General features: G+C 47.4%; 12 protein-coding genes. 7 read left to right on the forward strand and 5 right to left on the reverse strand.

Annotated elements, in window-relative coordinates; genetic code table 11:
- Positions 1-42 precede the first annotated feature (42 nt).
- From OL444_RS08215 to OL444_RS08225, 3 genes are all read right to left on the reverse strand, one after another.
- On the reverse strand, positions 43-564 hold the full coding sequence (locus OL444_RS08215; protein WP_264733702.1) for a GNAT family N-acetyltransferase: 522 nt from the start codon (positions 562-564) through the stop codon (positions 43-45).
- A 1-nt stretch (position 565) separates the two neighbouring features.
- Positions 566-4498: a Pls/PosA family non-ribosomal peptide synthetase gene (locus OL444_RS08220; RefSeq protein ID WP_264733701.1), complete on the reverse strand. Its 3933-nt coding sequence runs from the start codon at positions 4496-4498 to the stop codon at positions 566-568.
- A gap of 251 nt (positions 4499-4749) precedes the next feature.
- A complete protein-coding gene (locus OL444_RS08225; protein WP_264733700.1) occupies positions 4750-5154 on the reverse strand; it encodes an SRPBCC domain-containing protein in 405 nt (134 codons plus the stop codon).
- Between the two features lie 237 nt (positions 5155-5391).
- On the opposite strand from OL444_RS08225, the gene OL444_RS08230 reads away from it, so the two are divergent.
- Positions 5392-8502: a SusC/RagA family TonB-linked outer membrane protein gene (locus OL444_RS08230; RefSeq protein WP_264733699.1), complete on the forward strand. Its 3111-nt coding sequence runs from the start codon at positions 5392-5394 to the stop codon at positions 8500-8502.
- 11 nt (positions 8503-8513) lie between these two features.
- On the forward strand, positions 8514-9986 hold the full coding sequence (locus tag OL444_RS08235; protein ID WP_264733698.1) for a RagB/SusD family nutrient uptake outer membrane protein: 1473 nt from the start codon (positions 8514-8516) through the stop codon (positions 9984-9986).
- A 163-nt stretch (positions 9987-10149) separates the two neighbouring features.
- Here OL444_RS08235 and OL444_RS08240 read toward each other — a convergent pair whose 3' ends face one another.
- Positions 10150-10986: a methylated-DNA--[protein]-cysteine S-methyltransferase gene (locus tag OL444_RS08240; RefSeq protein WP_264733697.1), complete on the reverse strand. Its 837-nt coding sequence runs from the start codon at positions 10984-10986 to the stop codon at positions 10150-10152.
- 152 nt (positions 10987-11138) lie between these two features.
- Between OL444_RS08240 and OL444_RS08245 the strand changes: the two genes are divergently transcribed.
- Together OL444_RS08245 and OL444_RS08250 are read left to right on the forward strand one after the other, a co-directional pair.
- Positions 11139-11540 carry a c-type cytochrome gene (locus tag OL444_RS08245; RefSeq protein ID WP_264733696.1) on the forward strand — a complete coding sequence of 134 codons (402 nt, stop codon included), beginning with the start codon at positions 11139-11141 and terminating at the stop codon, positions 11538-11540.
- Between the two features lie 244 nt (positions 11541-11784).
- Positions 11785-13032, forward strand: a complete 1248-nt coding sequence (locus OL444_RS08250; protein ID WP_264733695.1) for a DEAD/DEAH box helicase — start codon at positions 11785-11787, stop codon at positions 13030-13032.
- 83 nt (positions 13033-13115) lie between these two features.
- Here OL444_RS08250 and OL444_RS08255 read toward each other — a convergent pair whose 3' ends face one another.
- The gene (locus tag OL444_RS08255) at positions 13116-14450 is read right to left on the reverse strand and encodes a DUF2252 domain-containing protein (protein ID WP_264733694.1); all 1335 of its coding nucleotides are present in this window, start codon (positions 14448-14450) and stop codon (positions 13116-13118) included.
- 497 nt (positions 14451-14947) lie between these two features.
- Between OL444_RS08255 and OL444_RS08260 the strand changes: the two genes are divergently transcribed.
- The 3 genes from OL444_RS08260 to OL444_RS08270 all read left to right on the forward strand — a co-directional run bounded on the left by OL444_RS08260 (position 14948) and on the right by OL444_RS08270 (position 20601).
- Complete coding sequence (locus tag OL444_RS08260; RefSeq protein ID WP_264733693.1) at positions 14948-15535, forward strand: RNA polymerase sigma-70 factor; 588 nt, start codon at positions 14948-14950, stop codon at positions 15533-15535.
- A gap of 80 nt (positions 15536-15615) precedes the next feature.
- Positions 15616-16800, forward strand: coding sequence for a FecR family protein (locus tag OL444_RS08265; RefSeq protein ID WP_264733692.1), 1185 nt, complete (start codon positions 15616-15618; stop codon positions 16798-16800).
- A 111-nt stretch (positions 16801-16911) separates the two neighbouring features.
- Positions 16912-20601, forward strand: a complete 3690-nt coding sequence (locus OL444_RS08270) for a SusC/RagA family TonB-linked outer membrane protein (RefSeq protein ID WP_264733691.1) — start codon at positions 16912-16914, stop codon at positions 20599-20601.
- Positions 20602-20605 lie beyond the last annotated feature (4 nt).

Raw genomic sequence — 20605 nt, forward strand, 5'->3', positions numbered from 1 at the left:
TTATACAGTTGGAAGCAGCAGGCCGGATAGCCTGCTGCTTTTTTATTGTGGAGGAAACAGCGGTAGTGATTCCGTACCATCCGGCGATAACCATTTCTCATATACCAGCCGTACCGGCGTATAGGCCTTGCTGGCCAGGAATGCCTGCATCCTGTGGTTATTGGCAAGCGTGTACCGGACGATGCGCCGGATGCCTTTTTTGATATAGCTGTTTTCCAGCGCTTCGTTTAATTGCTGATAAATACCCTGGCGGCGATAGGCGGGCACTACATACCCGTCAGATACATACAGGGTATTACCGGTGTATGCTTCAATGCGGCTTTCATCTGGTTCTTCCGTATAGGCAAATATGAAACCGGCAGGAATATCGCCATCGTAGGCCATCAGACAGGCGCCATCACAGGTTTCCTGCATTTCCATTACATGTGCCATATAATCGGTGGCAATATCTTTCCAGTTGGCCGTATTGGGGAAGAATTCCTGTTCTGAAACATGGAGGGCTTCCAGTAATGTCAGCATAACTGTGTAGTGTTCGCGAATACGTATAGGCGTTATCGTTATCATGCTATGCAGGTTTAACCGGACTGCCTGTCCAGTCAGTGCCGGATTGTAATTTTTCTCCTTTCATCACCAACGACAGGGGGGCGAGATTGACATCATCTCCTACCTCGCTGTCGTACAGAATAATGGAACGGGCGCCGATGCTGGTGCGCGCGCCTATCTTAATCGGTCCTACTTTCATGACGCGGTCTTCAAACAAGTGTGTCTGTGGGCCGCTGTCTTCGTTCAATGCCGTATCTGATCCTATTTCCACCATATCAAATTCGGTAATGTCGGTAGTGTTCATCCATACCCGGTGACCGGTACGTACACCCAGCAGGCGCAGTAGCACCGGTAGCCACGGGGTACCTTTCAGGTACTCCAGCAGAAACGGTACAGAAAGTGCTTCATAAGTAGAGGTAACAGCTTCACTGCGCCATACCTTGGAAGTCCACATAGGACTTTGTAAGGCGCGATAGCGGCCTGTCAGCAACCATTTCAGCAGTACGGTAAACAGAAAGGCCGGCACCCCCAGGAAGAAGAGGTAATAAAACGGTACCTGCAGTAATACCATCCACCATGGCTTATCTGTTACCAGGTCATGTGCGTAGGCAATGAAAAGAATACTGCAACAGATCACGATGGTTTCCGGAATCAGAATACGTATAAACTCCACCACAGACCGCGCCATTTTACGTTGCGGAGAGGGATGGGTGGTATATTCCGGCGGAAAGAAATGGCTTTCCTGCCTGCGTGGTAAGGCAATGGCCGGAGAGCCAAACCAGTCGCGTGCATCACTGGCAGCCAGCTGTTCTTTGGAAGGCGGTGTGGATAAAACCCCGATCAGCATATTCTCCGGAAGTTCGTATCCCTGTGGTATCAGGGCACTGTTACCCACAAAGCTGTTATGGTGAATGATGGTTTTTTCCAGGGTAAGCTGTTGCGCGCGGATGTCGGATTCACCCAGGGTAACAGCATCTGCCACGAAAGCGCCATCACCGATTTCCAGTAGTGGATGGGTGACGCTGCTGGCAGTGGATACTTCTGTATTCCGGCCTATACGGGCGCCCAGGGAGCGGAATAAGCTACTGATATATACCGTTGCAAAAATGGGATGTATCACAATCAGCGTGAGCGACATCAGTTGGTCTGCAAACCATTTGCGGGCATAGAAAGCGCTGTATACCGGATAGGTACCGGGTTTAATACCCCATTGCAGTAAGCGGGTCAGTACGACGGTCTGCAGGGTAAACAGCAGGATGTAGGTTAATGCCAGTGCCGGTGTGATCACCATGTAGCTGAAATTATAATCCGGCGCTGCATTGTCCATTTTATTCAGAATAATGATGGTGGGCAGCAAAGGCAATAAGATGGTGAAAGGAAATACCAGCAGGAACAGGGAAAAGATAACACTGTATTTTCTGCGGGTAGCGGCAGAAACAGGGAGTGGGTGTGGTATGTCGTTGATATCCTTTTTTACTTTTAATACTGCCGGACTACCCTGCCATACTTCTCCTGGTGCAATGGTACTTTGGGGTGGCAGATAACTGAGGTCCTGCAATTCGCTCCAGGGCTCCATGATCGTGTCGCCACCCAGTATGGCACTGCTGCCGATATAGGCATGATCGCCCAGATGAACGGTACGTAGTTTCAACAGGCCATCTTCCACAAATGCGTTGTTGATCACCGTCTGGGAGCTGATGCTTACATCGCTGCCAATGGTTACCAGGTCTTCCGCACCAATAGTGACGGCGCCCAGTTGTGCATCCGGTGCAATTTTCACACCCAGCAGCCGCAGGTAAGCCGGATAAAGTGGAGTACCATTCAGGAACTGGGAGGGCATCAGCCGTTGTATGGTTTTTACGAGCCACCAACGAAAATAATAAGTGCCCCACATGGGATAATCACCAGCTTTCATTTTACCGATGACTAACCATTTACTGCTGATGATCAGGAGGGAGAATAAGAGCGGCAGCAGACAAAACATGCCCAGTGCGGTGAGTATCGCGTATGGCAGATGGCTGGTAGCCTGTTCCACATAATAGTAGCCAAGGTAAGGCAGATAAATCTGCATGGCAAACAATCCGAAAATAACCAGCAGACAAATTGTTTGTGCGGTCCAGCAGGCCAGGTGACGCCACCAGGGCGTCGGATGGAAGGTACGTTGTTTTTTCTCCGTTGGTTGCGGGGCCGCAGCCCATACCTGCACCAACTCCTGTAAAGGGCGGTGTATATAAATATCTTTGAGAGATGCCTGTGGTACGTTGGCGTCACGGCGTAGCCGCGATACAAAAGCAGCTGCGAGCAGGGAGTGTCCGCCCAGGTCCGTGAAGAAATCCTGTTCCAGGCTGATGTTACGATCAGGAAACACTTTACTCAAGGTGGCCATGAACCTGTCTTGCAGGGGCGCGTGGGCGTCGATGGTTTCCTGAGGTACTACCTGGGTGAAGGCCGGTGGTACCGGCAATGCCTTGCGGTTGATTTTACCGCTGGGCAGGCGGGGCATATCCGGCAGTACCATGAGTATACCGGGCACCATGTAGGGTGGCAACACTTTTGCCAGCCGGCCACGTATGATGGTTTCGTCAAAAGGGAGGGTATCTGTTTTGACGATATACCCCACCAGCTGATCCTGTTCGTTGCCATCTTTCTTCACCGCTACTGCTGCAGCAACTACACCTTCTATTGTATGAAGCTGGTTTTCTATTTCACCGAGTTCAATGCGGTAGCCGCGTAATTTTATCTGATCGTCGAGACGGCCCTGGAAGTCGATGCTGCCATCAGGCAGAACAATCGCTGCGTCGCCGGTACGATAAAGCCGGTCGCCCGGTAAAGCTGCCAGAGAGGCGGGTTTGTCTACAAATTTTTCGTGGGTGAGCTCCGGCCGGTCGATATAACCTGCGCCTACACCCGGACCGGTAATGATCAGCTCTCCGCGTTCCCCGACAGGGAGCAGGTCGAGTTGTTCGTCTACCACGGCCATATTATAATTAGGCAGTGGTTGGCCGATGGTGATGTTATCGCCGGGGCGAAGGGTGGCGAAGGTAGCGCTGACCGTTGTTTCCGTTGGGCCGTAACTGTTATAGAACAGGCGGGGTGGTGTACCCCACCTGGCCAGTACCTGCGGGGTACAGGCTTCGCCGCCGGCGTTGATGAGCCGGAGGGAAGGAATGTTGTCGTCCATCACCGCCAGCAGGCTGGGCACCGCATGCAGTACCGTGATGTGTTGCAGGCGTAATACATCGCCCAGTTCATCAATGGCTTTGGCCGTAGTGGCATCGGCCACCCAGAGGGTAGCTCCGGCAAAGTAACTGATCCAGGTTTCTTCGCACCACATATCAAATGATACGGAGAAGCCCTGGTATACTTTATCGGAGGCTTGTATGTTCAGCACTGTTTGTTCTGCCCTTACGAGGTGGCAGATCTGCCGGTGGCTGATGGGAATACCTTTGGGTTTTCCGGTACTACCGGAAGTATACAATACATATGCTATGTTATCGGGTTGAGGTCTGGCAGACAACACAAAGGTGGTGTCGTGCGCCGGAAGTGGCGGTACTGTCAGCAGGGTTGCGTGGAGTTGCAGGGGCTGTTCACTGAAACAGGCGGCAGCTTTTACCTCTGATAATACGCCTTCTACCCGTTCTGCGGGCATTTCGCGGTCCAGTGGCACATAGGCGGCGCCGGCCTTGATAATACCCAGTATGGCCACATGGAGTTCCGGCCCCCGGGGCCACCATATACCTACTACGCTGCCCGGGCCTACACCCTGCGACTGCAGGAGAGCGGCTACCGCATCACTCCAGTGATCCAGCTGTTGATAGGTAAATGTTTGTTGTTGAAAGATGAGGGCGGGTTGATGACCGTGATGTCTGACCGTCTCCGCAAAAATGTCGGCCAATGTCTCATCATGCAGCAACTCCGGTTGTCGGGGTCCTTTAACTATACTGTACTCGTTCATAAATTTGCAGTCCGCAGTTGTTGGTAACAAAGTTACAGTGAACATTTATAGCCGGGCCTTAATATCCCCTTAAAAAATGGCTAATGAACCGTTAAAACCAATCTCTTAAAGACTTGTTAAATCAACTGTTACAGCGGTATGCAGGCTTCCTTACGGTGAAGTATAAACGATAGGGGAAAGAGCAGCGTGGGGAAGGGCTAGCATACCTGTTTGTCCAGTCATATGAACAACAGGTATGCCCGGAAATTGTTTTACAACAGTTGATCTATCTGATCCAGTACCTGGCGCCAGTATGCCTGCATGGTTACTCTTGCCGTGGCATCTTTAAGCCATTCGTGATGAAAACTGATGGTAGCTTTTTCTTTTGCCGGAATAACCCTGATCTGCAGGGTGGAGGTATTTTCCTCTGCGGGGTTATGCCACTTTATCCTGATAACTTTAGGGATGGTGCAGCTGGATACGGTGATGGTGATGCCGGCGGCAGTAGTGTAGGTATCGCCTTTCTGGAAAGCAAGGTTTGCCTTGTTATCCAGCCAATACCCGAGTACAGGTTGGCTGAAAAGCAGTTCCCAGGCCTGATCAGGAGATAAAGGGAAAGTCCGGCGAACACCAATTTCCCAACCTTGTGTTGCCGTATGGCCTGTTTGTTTTTCCAAAGTCACTTTTTTTTATCTAAGATAAAAAAAAATCGACGACTGTAAAATATGTAACCCGTTGATAATAAATCCTTTTATTTAAATATTTATTTGGCTATCTATTTAAAAACAAAAACATATCTGTAATATCTGTAAAATGGAAAATATTTTTTTTATATTTAGTCACCTATAAAAAAATAATGACCGGATAGCCGACTGTTTTTTTATATTATATAAACAACCAAAATCTGAATTCAAATGAGGAAACTACTACTCGTGGTAGCCAGCATGCTATTATTGGCATCTTCACTGCTGGCACAAAACCAGCACACTATTAAAGGAAAAGTCACGGATGAAGCCGGGAATGCATTACCAGGCGTGTCTGTTAGTTTACCCGGTGGAAAAACGGGTACCGTTACCAATACTAAAGGTGAGTTTTCTTTATCCGTACCTAATGATATTAAAACATTAAAAATCTCTTTTGTGGGTTATGAAGCCCAGTCATTACCGGTAAAAGGTAATGATATGGGAAGTATTAAACTGACCGCTGATACCAAAGCCATATCAGAGGTAGTAGTAGTAGGTTATGGTACCCAGCGTAAAAAAGATGTAACGGCCAACATTGCTTCTGTAAAAGGAACGGCTGTTGCACAGTTGCCCGTTCCCAGCTTTGATGCGGGTTTGGGCGGAAGAGCAGCTGGTGTGCAGATCACAGTGCCAAACGGGGTTGTCAACAATCCGCCGGTATTCCGGGTACGGGGTAGTAACTCCATATCTATGAGCGCCTATCCGTTGATTGTAATTGATGGAGTACCAACTTTTTCCGGTGATGCCGGTTCTTCCAATGCGCCGTTTAACCCGCTGGCCAGTCTCAATCCTGCAGATATTGAATCCATTGATGTATTGAAAGATGCTTCTGCTACTGCGATCTATGGTAGCCGTGCTGCCAATGGTGTGGTATTGGTGACTACCAAAAAAGGAAAGGCCGGTCGCCTGAAAGTATCTTATGATGGATGGGTGGGTCTGACCAGTCCTACACGTTTACCGAAAATGCTGAACGCGCGTGAGTATATAGCGCTTAAAAATGAAGCACTGGTGAATGCCAAAAGAAAACCGGTGTATGAATTAAATACAGATGCGAAAGGAGATACCATTGATACCGATTGGTTTGATGTGGTATATCGTAAACGGGCGGTATCGCAGAGTCATAGCGTGAATGTTTCCGGTGGTACGGAAAATACCAGCTATTATTTATCTGCCGGATATACCAGACAGGAAGGGATTCTGAAAAGAAATGATTTCAGCCGTAAAAACCTGTTGTTTAATCTTGATCAGAAATTGGGAAAGATCGTGAGTATAGGCGCCAAGCTGGCTTATTCCAATGAATTAAGCCGGATCTCCAGTTCTTCCGGATCCCTGGAAGGAGAGGCCTTTAACTCCGGCGGGCTGGCCCGTCTGGCCTTTGTGACTTCTCCTATTGTAGCACCCTTTAATAATGATGGTTCTTATAATATAGGTAGTACTTACATTGCCGGTGGTAAAAATGGGGTACGTACCGGTTTATACAATCCGCAGGTATTGCTGGATCTGGACCATTCCAATACAGAAGGTAATCACGCACAGGGAAATATATACCTGCAGGTAAGGCCCTGGGAATGGCTCACCTTACGTACGCAGTATGGTATCGATTACCTGACACTGAATAACGATGTATATGCCAACAACCTTCACGGTGACGCACAAACGTCGAATGGAGAATCTACCGAAACTTTCCTGCAATATAAAAGATGGGTGTGGACGAATACCGCACAGCTGGAACATGCCTTTGGCAAACACCGCGTGACGTTGTTGCTGGGTAATGAGCAGCAACGGGATACCCGCCACAGATATGGTATTGACCGGCAAGGTCAGTCCGACAACTATTTTAATAATGGTGCCGGTGGCTGGCAACGGGATGTGTCCAGTGGTATGCTGCGTTCCGAAAACTATTTGTTGTCTGCTTTTGCCCGTGCCAACTATAGTTACCAGGATAAATATTACCTGAATGCCAACGTCAGACAAGATCAGTATTCTGCATTTGGTCCTGATAAAAAGAAAGGTATTTTCTACAGCTTTGCTGCAGGATGGGAAATCGCACGGGAAAACTTCTGGGCGGATGGTGCGCTGGGCCGCATTTTCAGCAGCTTTAAGCTGAGAGGTAGTTATGGTCAGGTGGGTAACGCCGCTGGCCTGGGTGATTTCGATGCCTTGTCATTGTATTATCCGACGATGTACGGAGAAAATACTTCTGCCCTTTACTATGGTCAGGCAGGTAATCCGTTGTTGAACTGGGAAACCAGTAAGAAAACAGATATCGGTTTTTCTTACGGATTATTGAACAACAGAATTACGGGTGAATTATCTTATTACTATAATAATATTGATGGTTTGATTTTGTATGTAAAACAAGCGCCATCAGCAGGTTTACCCACTACCATTCCTACCAACATCGGTAGAATGTATAACAGAGGGGTGGAATTTGCAGTAAATGCAGTTGCCATCGATAAAAAAGATTTTAGCTGGAATACCTCTTTCAATATTGCTTTCAACAAGAATGAAGTAACCAACCTCGGTGCAGATAATCTGATTCCGTTTTCCACAGGTACCCTGGAACAAACCAGTGTAAACCAGGTAGGGTATCCTGCCAGTATGATTATGGCTGTGCGTACCAATGGCGTAGATCCTGCAACAGGCCGCCGGATCTTTGTGAATAAAGCCGGAGAAAATGTATACTACGATCCTGTGAATGGCAGCTATACCTATGCAGATGGCAAACCAGCTCCTGCAGTGGGTGTAAAGGATGCCGTTGCCTATAAAAACACCAACCCGAAAGTATTGGGTGGTTTTGAAAACACTTTCCGTTACAAGGCATTTGAACTGAATGTACTGCTCACCTATCAGACTGGTTTTTATGTGTACTATGGTAGTAATGCCGGCTTGCTGGATCAGCGTTTCTGGAATAACAGCAAAGAGGTGTTGAACAGATGGCAGAAACAGGGAGATGTAACAGATATTCCTAAAGTTGTTTTTGGTGATAACGTATCCAATGGTTCTACCATGGCGCTTTCTTCCAATGTATTCAAAGGCGATTTTCTGAAACTGCGCAGCGTGGGATTAACTTATACCGTTCCTTCCAAAGTGGCTGCTGCTGCACATCTGGCGGGGGCCCGCGTGTATGTAAGAGGACAGAACCTGGCTGTATGGACGAAGTATCCTGGTCCGGATCCGGAAGTATCATCAAACGGTAACAATGCATCCGGTCAGGGTGTAGACCGTAATACACTGGCGAATGGCCGCACGTTTACTGTGGGTGTTAATCTTAATTTCTAAACTGAACGAACATGAAAGTAACAAAGCTATATATACTTGGACTGGTGGCGGTTATGTCAGGCGCTTGCCAGAAAGATTTACTGAAGCCTACACCTCAGTCATATATTCCGGATTACCTGGGTTTTGAAACAAAAGACAGGATTGCTAACCAGGCAAGAGGTTTATATGCGGTGCTGAAAGACGGCCGATTCCTGGGAGGGAAAGTTGAAATCGCGAATGATGTAAGGGGCGAAGATTTTTTTAATGAGGGAAGTAATAGTGTCACCTTTAATCTGTCGTGGAGAATGCTGCCTACCGGAGAAGCGCAGGAGGTACAGGAAATATGGACCCAGGGATATAAAACCATCAACAATGCGAATGTGTTTATGGAGGCGATGAAGGCTACTGGCAATAAAGTAGTGGGAGATGAACTGGCGAAACAATATGAAGGAGAAGCGAAGTTTGTAAGGGCATTGAGTTACTTCTCGCTGTTACAGTTATACGCCCGTCCTTACTGGGATGGCGATGGCAGTAAACTGGGTCTGATATTGTACACAGAAGGTCATACCCTGCTGGGCGATTATGCCAAAGCGCGGAGTACAGTAAAGGAAACGTATGCCCTGATTCTGAAAGACCTGGATGATGCAGAAGCTGCGTTGCCTAAAGAAAATGCAGGTTCGGTGAATGCCGTTACCCGCGCCAATGCCTATACGGTAGCCGCGTTAAAAACGAGGGTCTACCTGCACCTGAAACAATATGATAAAGTGATTGCCAGTGCGGCGAAACTGGTATCTGTCAATGCGCCGTTTACTTCTCCCGGTGGTCACAAGCTGGAGCCGGAAGTCAACAAGATTTTCGCCCGTCCGTATACTACCAATGAATCTATTTTCTCTTTGCCGTTTTCTGCAGGTCCGGGCGATGCCCCGGCTACCCAAACCCAGCTGGGATATTACTATGCCTTTGATAAAGGTAATGGCGAATATTCACTGGATGAAGATGGTATCCTGGCCGATTCCGGTTGGAAATCCGGTACAGATGCGCGTCGTAAATTACTGGAGGTGGTACCACAGGGAGCTGGTGTACAACCGAAGTATTTCCTGAATAAATACGCGGCTGGTAGTCCGTTTACAGACTGGGCGCCTATTATCCGTTATGCAGAAGTACTGTTAAACCTGGCGGAAGCAAGAGTGCGGCAGACTAACAGTGTAGATCCGCAGGCGGTGGCGTTGCTGAGTGCTGTACGGAATCGTTCCGATGCTACCATTACCTATACAGCAGCTGATTTTACCAGCAGTGCCAAATTGCTGGAAGCTATTTTACATGAAAAACGTATTGAATTATTAGGAGAAGGATTCAGAAGTTCAGAAATCACCCGCCTCGGTATTACATTTCCGGGCAAAGGTGGTGGAATTGTGCCTTCGGTATTGCCTGCGTCACCCAAGTACATCTGGCCAATTGCTTCGTCAGAGCTGGTGTACAACAAATTATGTGTAGATAATAACTAATTATCTGCTAAACTTTCATCCTTTTGGTAAACCGGCAGGCACTTTTTAGTGCCGGTCCTTTTCATAAGCAAATACGGGGCTGTCCTTCACGAGTGGGCGGCCCCCTTTTTTATGTCCGGAACCGGCAGGTTGCTGCCTGATTTATTTTCGTATATCCCTGCCGTTAGTATTCATTCGGATTTGTTTTAGCCGCTTCCCAACCTACCATCGCTGTTTTACGGATGCTGCCCCAGTGATACTGGCCCAACTCACCCGTGGCTTTGATAACCCTGTGGCAGGGTATCAGGAAGGCGACCGGATTCTGACCTACGGCGGTGCCTACTGCCCTGGATGCATTGGGATGATCGATGCGCCGGGCCAGGTCGGAATAGGTCGTTAAATTCCCCATCGGTATTTTCAGCAGGGCTTCCCATACCTTGAGCTGAAAGGCAGTGCCTTTCAGGTGCAGTTTAATGTCTGACAGCCGGCTCCAGTCCTGCGTAAAGATATACAGCGTGTTTTGCTGGATGAGGTCTACCATCTGGGTAAAAGTGGCATTCGGAAACTGTGCCGTCAGCGCTGCCAGTGCGGCCTCCCGGTTGTCGGCAAAAGCCATGTGGCAGATGCCTTTAGGGGTAGATGCCACGAGGATATTGCCGAACGGACTTTCTGCAAAACTGTAGTTGATGTGCAGTGCTTTGCCGCCATTTTTAAATTCACCGGGTGTCATGCTTTCGATGTTAATAAACAGGTCGTGGAGGCGCCCTGTACCCGAAAGGCCGGTTTCAAAAGCAGCATCAAATACGGTGGCCTTGGTGTCTTTCAGGATGTTTTTGGCATGGGTTAGTGTCAGGTACTGCAGAAACTTTTTGGGCGTTACGCCGGCCCATTCGGCAAATACCCGTTGAAAATGAAAAGGGCTCATATGTGCTGCCGCGGCCATTTGCTGCAGGTCTGGCTGTTCCCTGAAATTGTTGCTGATGTAGTCTATTGCCGTGGCAATTTTATCGTAATTGTTCATGGCTTCATTGTTTATTTACTACAAAAGTACCACCGTGAAAGTCGGTAAAAAACCCGGTAATTGCGCAATTGTTGCAGTGCGGTTGTATAGATATAAAGATTCTTTTTTGTAGCTTAACGATGATAAGGAAGCATTATAACAAAATACACGTCATGAGAATCAAAAACACCTTTGCCGTAGCGGCAGCATTTGTCGTTGCCGGCAGCCTTTGTTCATTATCCCTGCCCGCAGCAAAAGAAGGGCCGGCCAACCTGAAAGTATTGCCTAAAAACATCCCTCATGAAGAGCTGATGACTGTTATGCGCGGATTTAATACCGCACTGGGAGTTAAGTGTGGTTTCTGCCATGCCCAGCAAAAGGAGGACGCCAAAAAGCTGGATTTTGCCAGTGATGCCAATCCGCATAAGGACGTAGCCCGCGATATGATGCGGATGACCCGGCGTATTAACCGGAAATTCTTCCGGGAAAGTGAAACCATGACGATTACCTGTTATTCCTGCCATCACGGTAATGAAACGCCGAAAAGCAAGCCGGACGTACCGGAAGCGAAGTAGTTCCCACCGCAGCCCAATGGCACTGCCATTGGGTTGTTACCTATATTATATGCTTTTTTACTAATTTGACAGATTGCTCGTCTAAAAACAGTACCTTTGTAAGCGTCTGTTGAGTTAAAAGCATAAAGCACAGAAATATTCATTCTCTCCAGTCCGGAAAATCTTTTCTTTACTGCTCTCCTCAATTGTGATAACGCTAAGATGAAGCAGCGTTATTTTTTTATTACCGATCAGAAATATTAACATGTTATTTGAGCAATTAGGGCTTATTGAGCCCATATTAAAAGCGATTAAAGCTGAAGGCTATACAACACCAACTCCCATACAATTAAAAGCTATTCCTATCGTATTGGAAGGGAAAGACCTCCTGGGATGTGCACAGACAGGCACCGGAAAGACAGCCGCTTTCGCTATCCCCATCTTACAGACTTTATACAAAACCAAACCAACCGTACAGGGATACAAACATATCCGTACACTCATCCTTACGCCAACCAGGGAACTGGCGGTACAGATCGATGAAAGTTTTGCCGCTTATGGTAAATATACCGGTCTCAAGCATGACGTTATCTTTGGTGGTGTACCTCAGCACCGGCAGACAATCGCCCTGCGGAATGGTACCGATGTCCTGATCGCTACGCCCGGCAGATTGCTGGACCTGATGAACCAGGGATATATTTACCTGAACCACCTGGAAGTGTTTGTATTGGATGAAGCGGACCGTATGTTGGATATGGGTTTTATCAATGATATTAAAAAAGTAATACGGGAACTGCCGCAACAGCGCCAGACCCTGTTCTTTTCAGCTACCATGCCGCCGAATATTTCCAAGCTGGCGAACTCCCTGTTATATAACCCGGAGAAAGTAGCGATTACACCGGTATCTTCTACTGCAGAAAGAATTGAGCAATCGGTTTATTTTGTGAAGAAGAAAGATAAACAGCAGTTGTTGGATTTTATCCTGAAAGATAAAACCATCGAACGTACGATTGTATTTACCCAAACCAAACACGGCGCAGACAGGATTGCCAAAAATCTCCGTAAGCGTAATATTGATGCTGATGCATTGCATGGTGATAAATCACAGGCTTCCCGTCAGCATACCCTCACCAACTTTAAGAATGGCCGCCTGCGGGTATTGGTAGCTACCGATATTGCTGCGAGAGGTATTGACGTAGATGCGCTGGAACATGTGATCAACTACGATTTGCCGAATGTGTCTGAAACGTATGTACATCGTATAGGCAGAACCGGTAGAGCGGGTGCGGCAGGATTTGCGTTGTCATTCTGCGATACGGAAGAAAGACCTTTTCTGCATAGCATCAATAAACTGATTAAACAAACCATTCCGGCCGTTAGTCATCCTTTTGAAGAAGCAGCATTAATTGAAGCTAACCGGGCCGATCCTGAGATGCCGAAAGCAGAGCCAAGAAGGCCGAAGCCGAAGAACAGAAGAGGTAAGATGGATAAAAGAGACCGGATCGATTTTTAATCTCCTCCATTATCATAGATTTTTGATTTTGAGATGTTGCTATTATATGCTCCGCAAAAACAATATCTCAAAATCAAAATTCCTCAGCTCATCTCCACAGGTATTTTCCCTGCTTTAATCGCCTTTTTGAATGCCTGGTAGTCTTTCTCCGTTTGATTGGCATAGGCGACTGCAAATACACCGATGGCTCCTTCCAATACTTCACTTTTTCCCATATAATTACTGATGGTAGCAGCGTCGCCGGTTTTGGCGTGGGCTCTTGCCAGCACCCGGCCGCATAGGTCTGCATAGGCACCCAGTATCTCTTTATCAAAACTTTCCACGTCAGGTGCTATTTTCCGGTCTCTCAGCTGCCGGACGTAATAATGGCGGTTATCATCACCGGTACTCCATCCGAGGAATATGTCGCTGGCAGCCTGTACGAGGCGTTGCCCCTGTACAATTCTTTCACCACAATGGGCATATTGGCTGGGATGCATAAAAGCTTCCAGCACACTTTTTCTGGCTTCCTTTACCTGGAGAAACAGCGGCTCGTCTTTGTTATTCATCAGCAGTGCGATGAGGCATCGCGTACCTACGCTGCCCACACCTACCACTTTAAGGGCCACATCGATTACCTCATATTGGCTTACCAGGAAACGCCTGTCGTCCTGCAGCGTACGCATATACTGTTCCATAAAAGACCTGATTTTATCTTTCTCCTGCGCTACATGCAGGGGATGATAAATCAACGGTGGCTGATCGGCTATTTCAAAACTGCCTGATTCATTCCGGGTGGTTTTGTAAAATATTTTTTGCTGCGTACTTTTTTCTGCTTTATCTATAGCCGTTTTCAGGAGCTGCTTCACCTTATCATTGGCTGCCTGTTCCATCAGGTGATGCATTTCGAATTTCATATACCACAGATCCAGTTTGTTTAGCTGTGAAAATTCGTATAGGCTTTTCCGATAGGAAGCAGCTACACGCACGGCCATATCTTCTGCATCAGTATCTTTCAGCTGATTATTGCGGGCAGCCAGGACAAAGCTGGTGGCCAGTCGTTTTATATCCCATTCCCAGGGTGCCGGTAATGTTTCATCAAAGTCGTTTACATCAAATATCAGGGTACGTTCCGGTGTGGCAAATCCGCCGAAATTCATCAGGTGGCAATCACCGGTAGCCTGTACTTCCAAAGCAGTATGTGGCAGGAAAGCGAGATCCTGTGCCATCACGGCTGCAGTACCGCGGTAGAAGGCAAACGGGGACACACTCATCCTGCCATGCCGGATCGGAATCAGGTTGGTTACCCGGTCAATATTGCCAGCTTCAATAATACTCAATGCAGAAGGGCGTTTGGGCGATAATTTACACAACCCCTGGGAGGTACGGGGAACCTGATCTCTCAATTTTTTTCCGGCATTTTCTTTAGGATCGGACATACAGTCTGGTATTAGTTTTTCTGTTAAAAACGTTCCGGCAGGGTATCTTGTTCAACACATTGGATGATAAAAAAGCAGGCCCTTTCTATTGGATCCCGTTTTTATAACGGAATGCAGCAGTATTTCATTACTGCAGGCATACTACCTTTTCCGGCGTGTCTGACGGACACAAGGTAGCACAGATTACACCATCATTCCCCGCAGGCCAGCTGCATGCCTGTCGGAAATACCGCCGGCCATATCAGCAGCTTATTTTACGTTAGTTGGTGCTTCTTTTATGCCTGATCCGGGACTGTTTTTTGGAAAAGTAATTTATTTATTCTACGTTTGAATCGTAGAACTAAAACGTTTAACTAAATCAGCCAAAAGGATTTTTCATTGCCAGAGAGTAGTCAGTTTTAAGAATTAATATATAACGGTCATTGCACTTTTTTTAAGTGGTACACACAGGTAAGTGTTGTATCCGGATGCATGTTTTTATCAGATATTATTAGCCAGTGCAACAAGTACATTCGCAACAGGTGAACCTGCAGGAAATAGCAGCAGGGAATGAAAAAGCTTTCAAAGCTTTATTTGATCAGTATCGCGGCCGGTTGTTCTATTATATTTCCCGTTTTATCAAATCAGAACAGGTGGCAGAAGAACTGGTACTGGACGTATTTATGAAAATATGGACCGGGCGGGAACTCATGGCACAGGTACATAATTTTGATGCTTTTCTTTTTCGTATCGCGCATAACAAATCTGTCGATTTTCTACGGGCTGCAGCCAGGGACCCGCAGCTGAAAACCTTATTGGAAGAGGTCACCGAACAGGCGGCCGCCGATGGTGCGGATTCCCTGGTGATTACCCGTGAATATGAAACAAAAATCAGGGCGGCGATCTCGTTGCTGCCACCACAATGCAAGAAAGTATACCGTCTGAGCCGGGAACAGGAGCTGACCCACGATCAGATCGCCCAGCAACTGCATATATCCCGCGCTACCGTGAACAATCACCTGGTACTGGCACAGCGCTTTATCCGTAATTATCTCGCCAAAGAAATGGATCTCGCCATCGTTTTACTACTCATCGGAAAATTTTAAATTTTTTTTCCTGCGCATTAGTTATGCCTCCTTTTTTATTCGTCTTATTATCAGGAGCCGCTTTTTACAGCAGATGATTTATGGACAATGAAGCCGCATATTCATGGCAATACCTGGTCACACAGTACCTGAACAACCGGATTTCCAAATCCGAGCTGGAAATACTGTTGCAGAAAGTGGCGGCAGATGAACAGCCGGAGTTGCTGACGGCCGCATTGGAAGAGCAGTGGAAAGCAGCAGCAGCTGCTGTACCGGCAGACAGAGACTGGGATACAAAATTTACAGCCATGATGGCGGCGGTTCCGGAAATGCCGGTAAGGAAAGGTATACAACAGCCATTTAAATGGCTGGCGGCAGCTATCATTTTACTGCTGGTAAGTGCAGGCAGCTATATTTTCTTTATTAAAAAAACGGCGCCGCAGCCGGTTGCGCAGGTAGCTGTACAACCGTATGACCTGGCGCCGGGAACGGTAGGTGGTATATTGACATTGGCCAACGGAGAACAGATCCGGCTGGACAGCGCCGGCAACGGATTACTGGCCGTACAGGGCACTACCCGTGTTACCAACCGGCAGGGACATATTACCTATAATACTACCGGGAAGCACCACGAACAATCTTTATATAATACCATTACCACACCCAGAAGTAAACTGTTTCAACTGATCCTGGATGATGGTAGCCGCATCTGGCTGAATGCCGCATCTGCTGTTCGTTACCCCATCACTTTTTCCGGCGCCGACAGGAAGGTATATCTTACCGGGGAGGCCTATTTTGAAATAGCCCCCCTGTATCGCCATGGAAAGCGCATCCCTTTTACCGTACATGCCAATGGCATGGATATTAAAGTACTGGGTACTCATTTTAACGTCAATGCCTATACGGACGAAAAGCAGATTACCACCACCCTGCTGGAAGGAAGCGTAGCGGTTTCCGGTGGCGGAACAGCAGCCCTGCTGCGACCTGGTGAACAGGCACAGCTGCAGCCATCGCAGCACCTGACTATACACCAGGACATAGATACTGAAAGCGTGATGGCCTGGAAAAATGGTTACTTCTCTTTTGATCAGACCGACCTCCCCGCTGTGATGCGGCAAATCGCCCGGTGGTACGATGTAGATATCGTTTACGAAGGACGCATTCCTAACCGGCGCTTCGGCGGTGAGATATCCCGGAATAATCCGGTATCGCAGGTATTAAAAATCCTGGAAGAAAGTAAAATACATTTCAGAATAGAAGAAAAAAGGATCGTCGTATTACCATAAAAAAACCGCTCTGAGGTGAGAGTCAGAGCGGCGGACAGTTCTGGTATATACTAATCATAACAATTTGTAGGAACGAATTGCCTATTACTCAACCAAAACCACTACTAAAGTATGGAAAAAATTCTACGTACCGCCTGGTATTTCAGCCGTCGGGTACTTCCTAAAACGTTCCTGTTTATGAAGTTAACAGCCATTCTGCTTTTGGTTACCTGTTTACAGATTAGCGCTACCGGCTATTCACAGAAGGTAACCCTCACTGAAAAAAATGCACGGCTGGGTAAGGTGTTCCGTGCCATCAAAAAACAAACGGGTTATTCCTTTTTCTTTGATGAGTCCTGGATACAGCAAGCTGCTGCAGTCAACATCCAGGTAAAAGATGCGCCACTGGAAAAGGTATTGGACCTTTGCTTTAAAAACCAGCCACTCACCTATGCTATTGTAGGGAATACGGTAGTAGTAAAACAAAAAGAACAGGAGGCTGCCAGTCCTGAAACAAGGATCAGTACACCGCCACCTGCACCCGTAAAAGGCGTGGTAAAAGATGCGGATCAAAATGTATTGCAAGGCGTTTCTGTACGCGTAAAAGGTACCAATAAAGGTACCACCACCAACGCAAACGGGGAGTATTCCCTGGTAGCAGAGCCGGGCGAAGTACTGGTGTTTACTTTTATCGGTTTTCAGCAAACAGAACTAACCGTAGGTAAAGATGATATCCGGCATATTGTGATGAAGATGGCCAGCAATGAGTTGGGCAATATAGTGGTCACCGCATTGGGTATCACCAAAAAAGACCGTAAGCTGGGATATGCTGTGTCTACGGTGAATATCGATGAGATCCGCAATGCCAACAACGTATCACCTATTACCGCCCTGCAGGGAAAGGTAGCCGGTGTAAACATCAATGTGATGGGCGCTGCCGGTGTACAAACATCGCCCAGCATCATCATCCGTGGTGCTAAATCCCTGACAAAAAATAACCAGCCTATTTTCGTGATAGATGGTATGGTATTAATGAACAACCAGGTAACAGGTGATCAGATAGATGAAGGCTCTCAGCTGAAAAACCTGAACCCGGACGACTACGAATCCATGACGGTACTGAAAGGTGCTGCCGCTACTTCACTGTATGGTTCCAGGGGCGCCAATGGAGCGATTGTTATCACCACCAAAAAAGGAAAAGCCGGACAAGGATTGGGAGTAAGTTATAACTCTACCTACCAGACACAGGTCATCTATGAAAACGGATTGCCTTTGCAAAATGTGTATGGTAGTGGTGCTATTGCCATCCGGGAAGGTAACTTCAAACCCGATGGCTCCCAGGTGAGTACTTCCTTTAGCTTTGGTCCGAAGATGGATGGTAGCATGCACCCATCGATACATGATGCCACCAAAATGGTACCGTACAGCCCACAGCCCAACAACTGGAAGACTTTCTTCCAGAACGGCAGATATATCAATAATAACGTGGCCCTGAGTGGGGGTAATGAGCAGGTAACCTACCGGTTTTCCTATTCCAATCTGCGCAATGATGGTACCTTACCCAATAACCGGTTAGGCCGTAACAACTTTGATTTCAGAACCACCGGAAAAATCAATAAGGTATTTTCTGTAGAAGCCGGCGCCAGCTATGCGATTACAGATGTGCTGAATCCTTACGGGCAAGGCCGTTATTTCTGGGATTCCGGTCAGAACCTGGGTTTCCTGACCTATTATTCCGTGCCGCGTAATACAGATCTGGCAGATTGGAAAGCGAACTACCGTAACGAAGACGGCTCTATGAAAACCTATCAGTATGCACAATATGATAACGTAGTACGTACGGCTTTCAATCGCTTCGATAATCTCACCAAAGCCAGAAATGAAAAATCATTGCTGGCGAATGTATTGCTGAAAGCACAGGTAACAGACTGGCTGGATGTAAGTACCAAAGCGAATTTCAGCAGCTACCGCATATTTTATGAAAACAAGGAGAAAGGCAGTGGCGCCTATGGTGCCGGTGGTTCCTATGAAGTAGGTGGTGACTATTCCAGCCTGTACAACTACCTGTTTATGATACATGGTACCCGCAAACTCCATAAAGACCTGGAGCTGGATGTGCGTGTCGTGAATGAATATTACGGTAACGGTAAAAAAGAAGAATTCGGCGCCAGAACAGATGGCGGATTAATTGTACCGAATGTATTCACCCTCAGTAATTCTGTGAATGATATCCGGAATACCCGTAAGTATACTTTCAAAACCCCGAACGAGAAAGTAGTGGGTGTAGGTGGTATCGTAAACCTGAGCTATAAAGAATATTTAAACCTGGAGTTAACCGCCCGGCAGGATTGGTTGTCGTCGCTGACTTATCCGGATGGGGTAGTGGGAGCCAACAACTATGGCGTGTTCTATCCTTCCGTGAATGTATCCTGGGCATTTTCAGATATGTGGAGAAAAGCGATGCCGGCCTGGTTGTCTTTCGGTAAGCTGCGCGCTTCCGTGGCCTGGGTAGGATCGGGTACAGAAGCGTACCAGACTGCTTTTGGCACCTTTACACAAGGTACGGTGCTGGACCAGGATGGCAAATCGGTGGTGACCGGCTCCCAGCTGATTCAGGATGTATTGCCCAACCTGAACCTGAAACCGGAGATACAGCGCTCTATTGAACTGGGAACCAATTTATCTTTCCTGGATGATTTTGTAAACCTGGATTTTGCCTGGTATAAAACCAATACGTTCAATCAGATTTTAACGATCGACGGTACCCTGGAAACCGGGTATAGAAAAACCCGGATCAACGCAGGTAATATCCAGAATCAGGGGATAGAAGTATTGTTAAATGTAACGCCTATACGAAAAAAAGACCTGCGGCTGGATCTGTCACTCAACTTTACCCGTAACCGCGGTACCCTGCGGGAACTGAGTCCGGGTTTGAAAGAATATGCCCTGATGGAAAGTTATAATGGCGCGGGTGTATATGCCTATGAAGGTGGTGCCTTTGGTGTGCTTACTGCTACCAGTCACCGGCAGTATGATCCTAAAACCGGTTTCCCCTTGCTGCGGGTAGGTGGTCGTAATGCTTCCGCTGATCCGGAAGTAAAACGCGACTTCCAGGAATACAGCTGGTTGCAGCAACCGATCAATGCACAGAACCGTCGTGTAGATATGGGACGGGTAGAACCGGATTTTCTGGGTGGTTTCAATGCCAATCTCCGTTACAAACAGTTTAGCTTATATGTACAACTGGATGGCCGCTTTGGTGGACTTGCCTATTCAGAAGCCTACAACTACGGCATGCAGCGGGGTAACCTGAAAAACACCATGCAGTACCGGGATCAGGAAAATGGCGGCGTAGCGCGTATTGATTCCTATACCGGGCAGACCGTATATGATGGCGCTATCCCGGATGCCGTATTTGCCCCCGGTGAAAAAAGCCCTAAAACGAAAGAAGATATCGGTGGTATGACATTCCGCGAAGCCTATGATAAAGGACTGATAGAATCCTGGAAAGCAGGTTCTTACTACATCAATACTTTTGGCTGGAGTAGTAATCTGGACAATGGATCCGCGACTAAAATCTCCTGGCTGATGCTGCGGGAAATTACATTGGGTTACCAGGTACCTAAAAATGTGATCAGCAAAATACGGATGAAAGGCGCCGGCGTAAGATTTACTGCCCGTAACATTGTATACCTCTACAATGGTTTAACTGGCGGTCAGAATCCGGAATCCCTGCAAAGTAATAATCCGTTTAATCCGGTGATTACGGGTGCCGTTCCATTTTCGCGCAACTATGCCCTGTCTGTGAATATCAATCTCTAACCCG

The organism is Chitinophaga nivalis (assembly GCF_025989125.1).
Classification (GTDB): Bacteria; Bacteroidota; Bacteroidia; order Chitinophagales; family Chitinophagaceae; genus Chitinophaga; species Chitinophaga nivalis.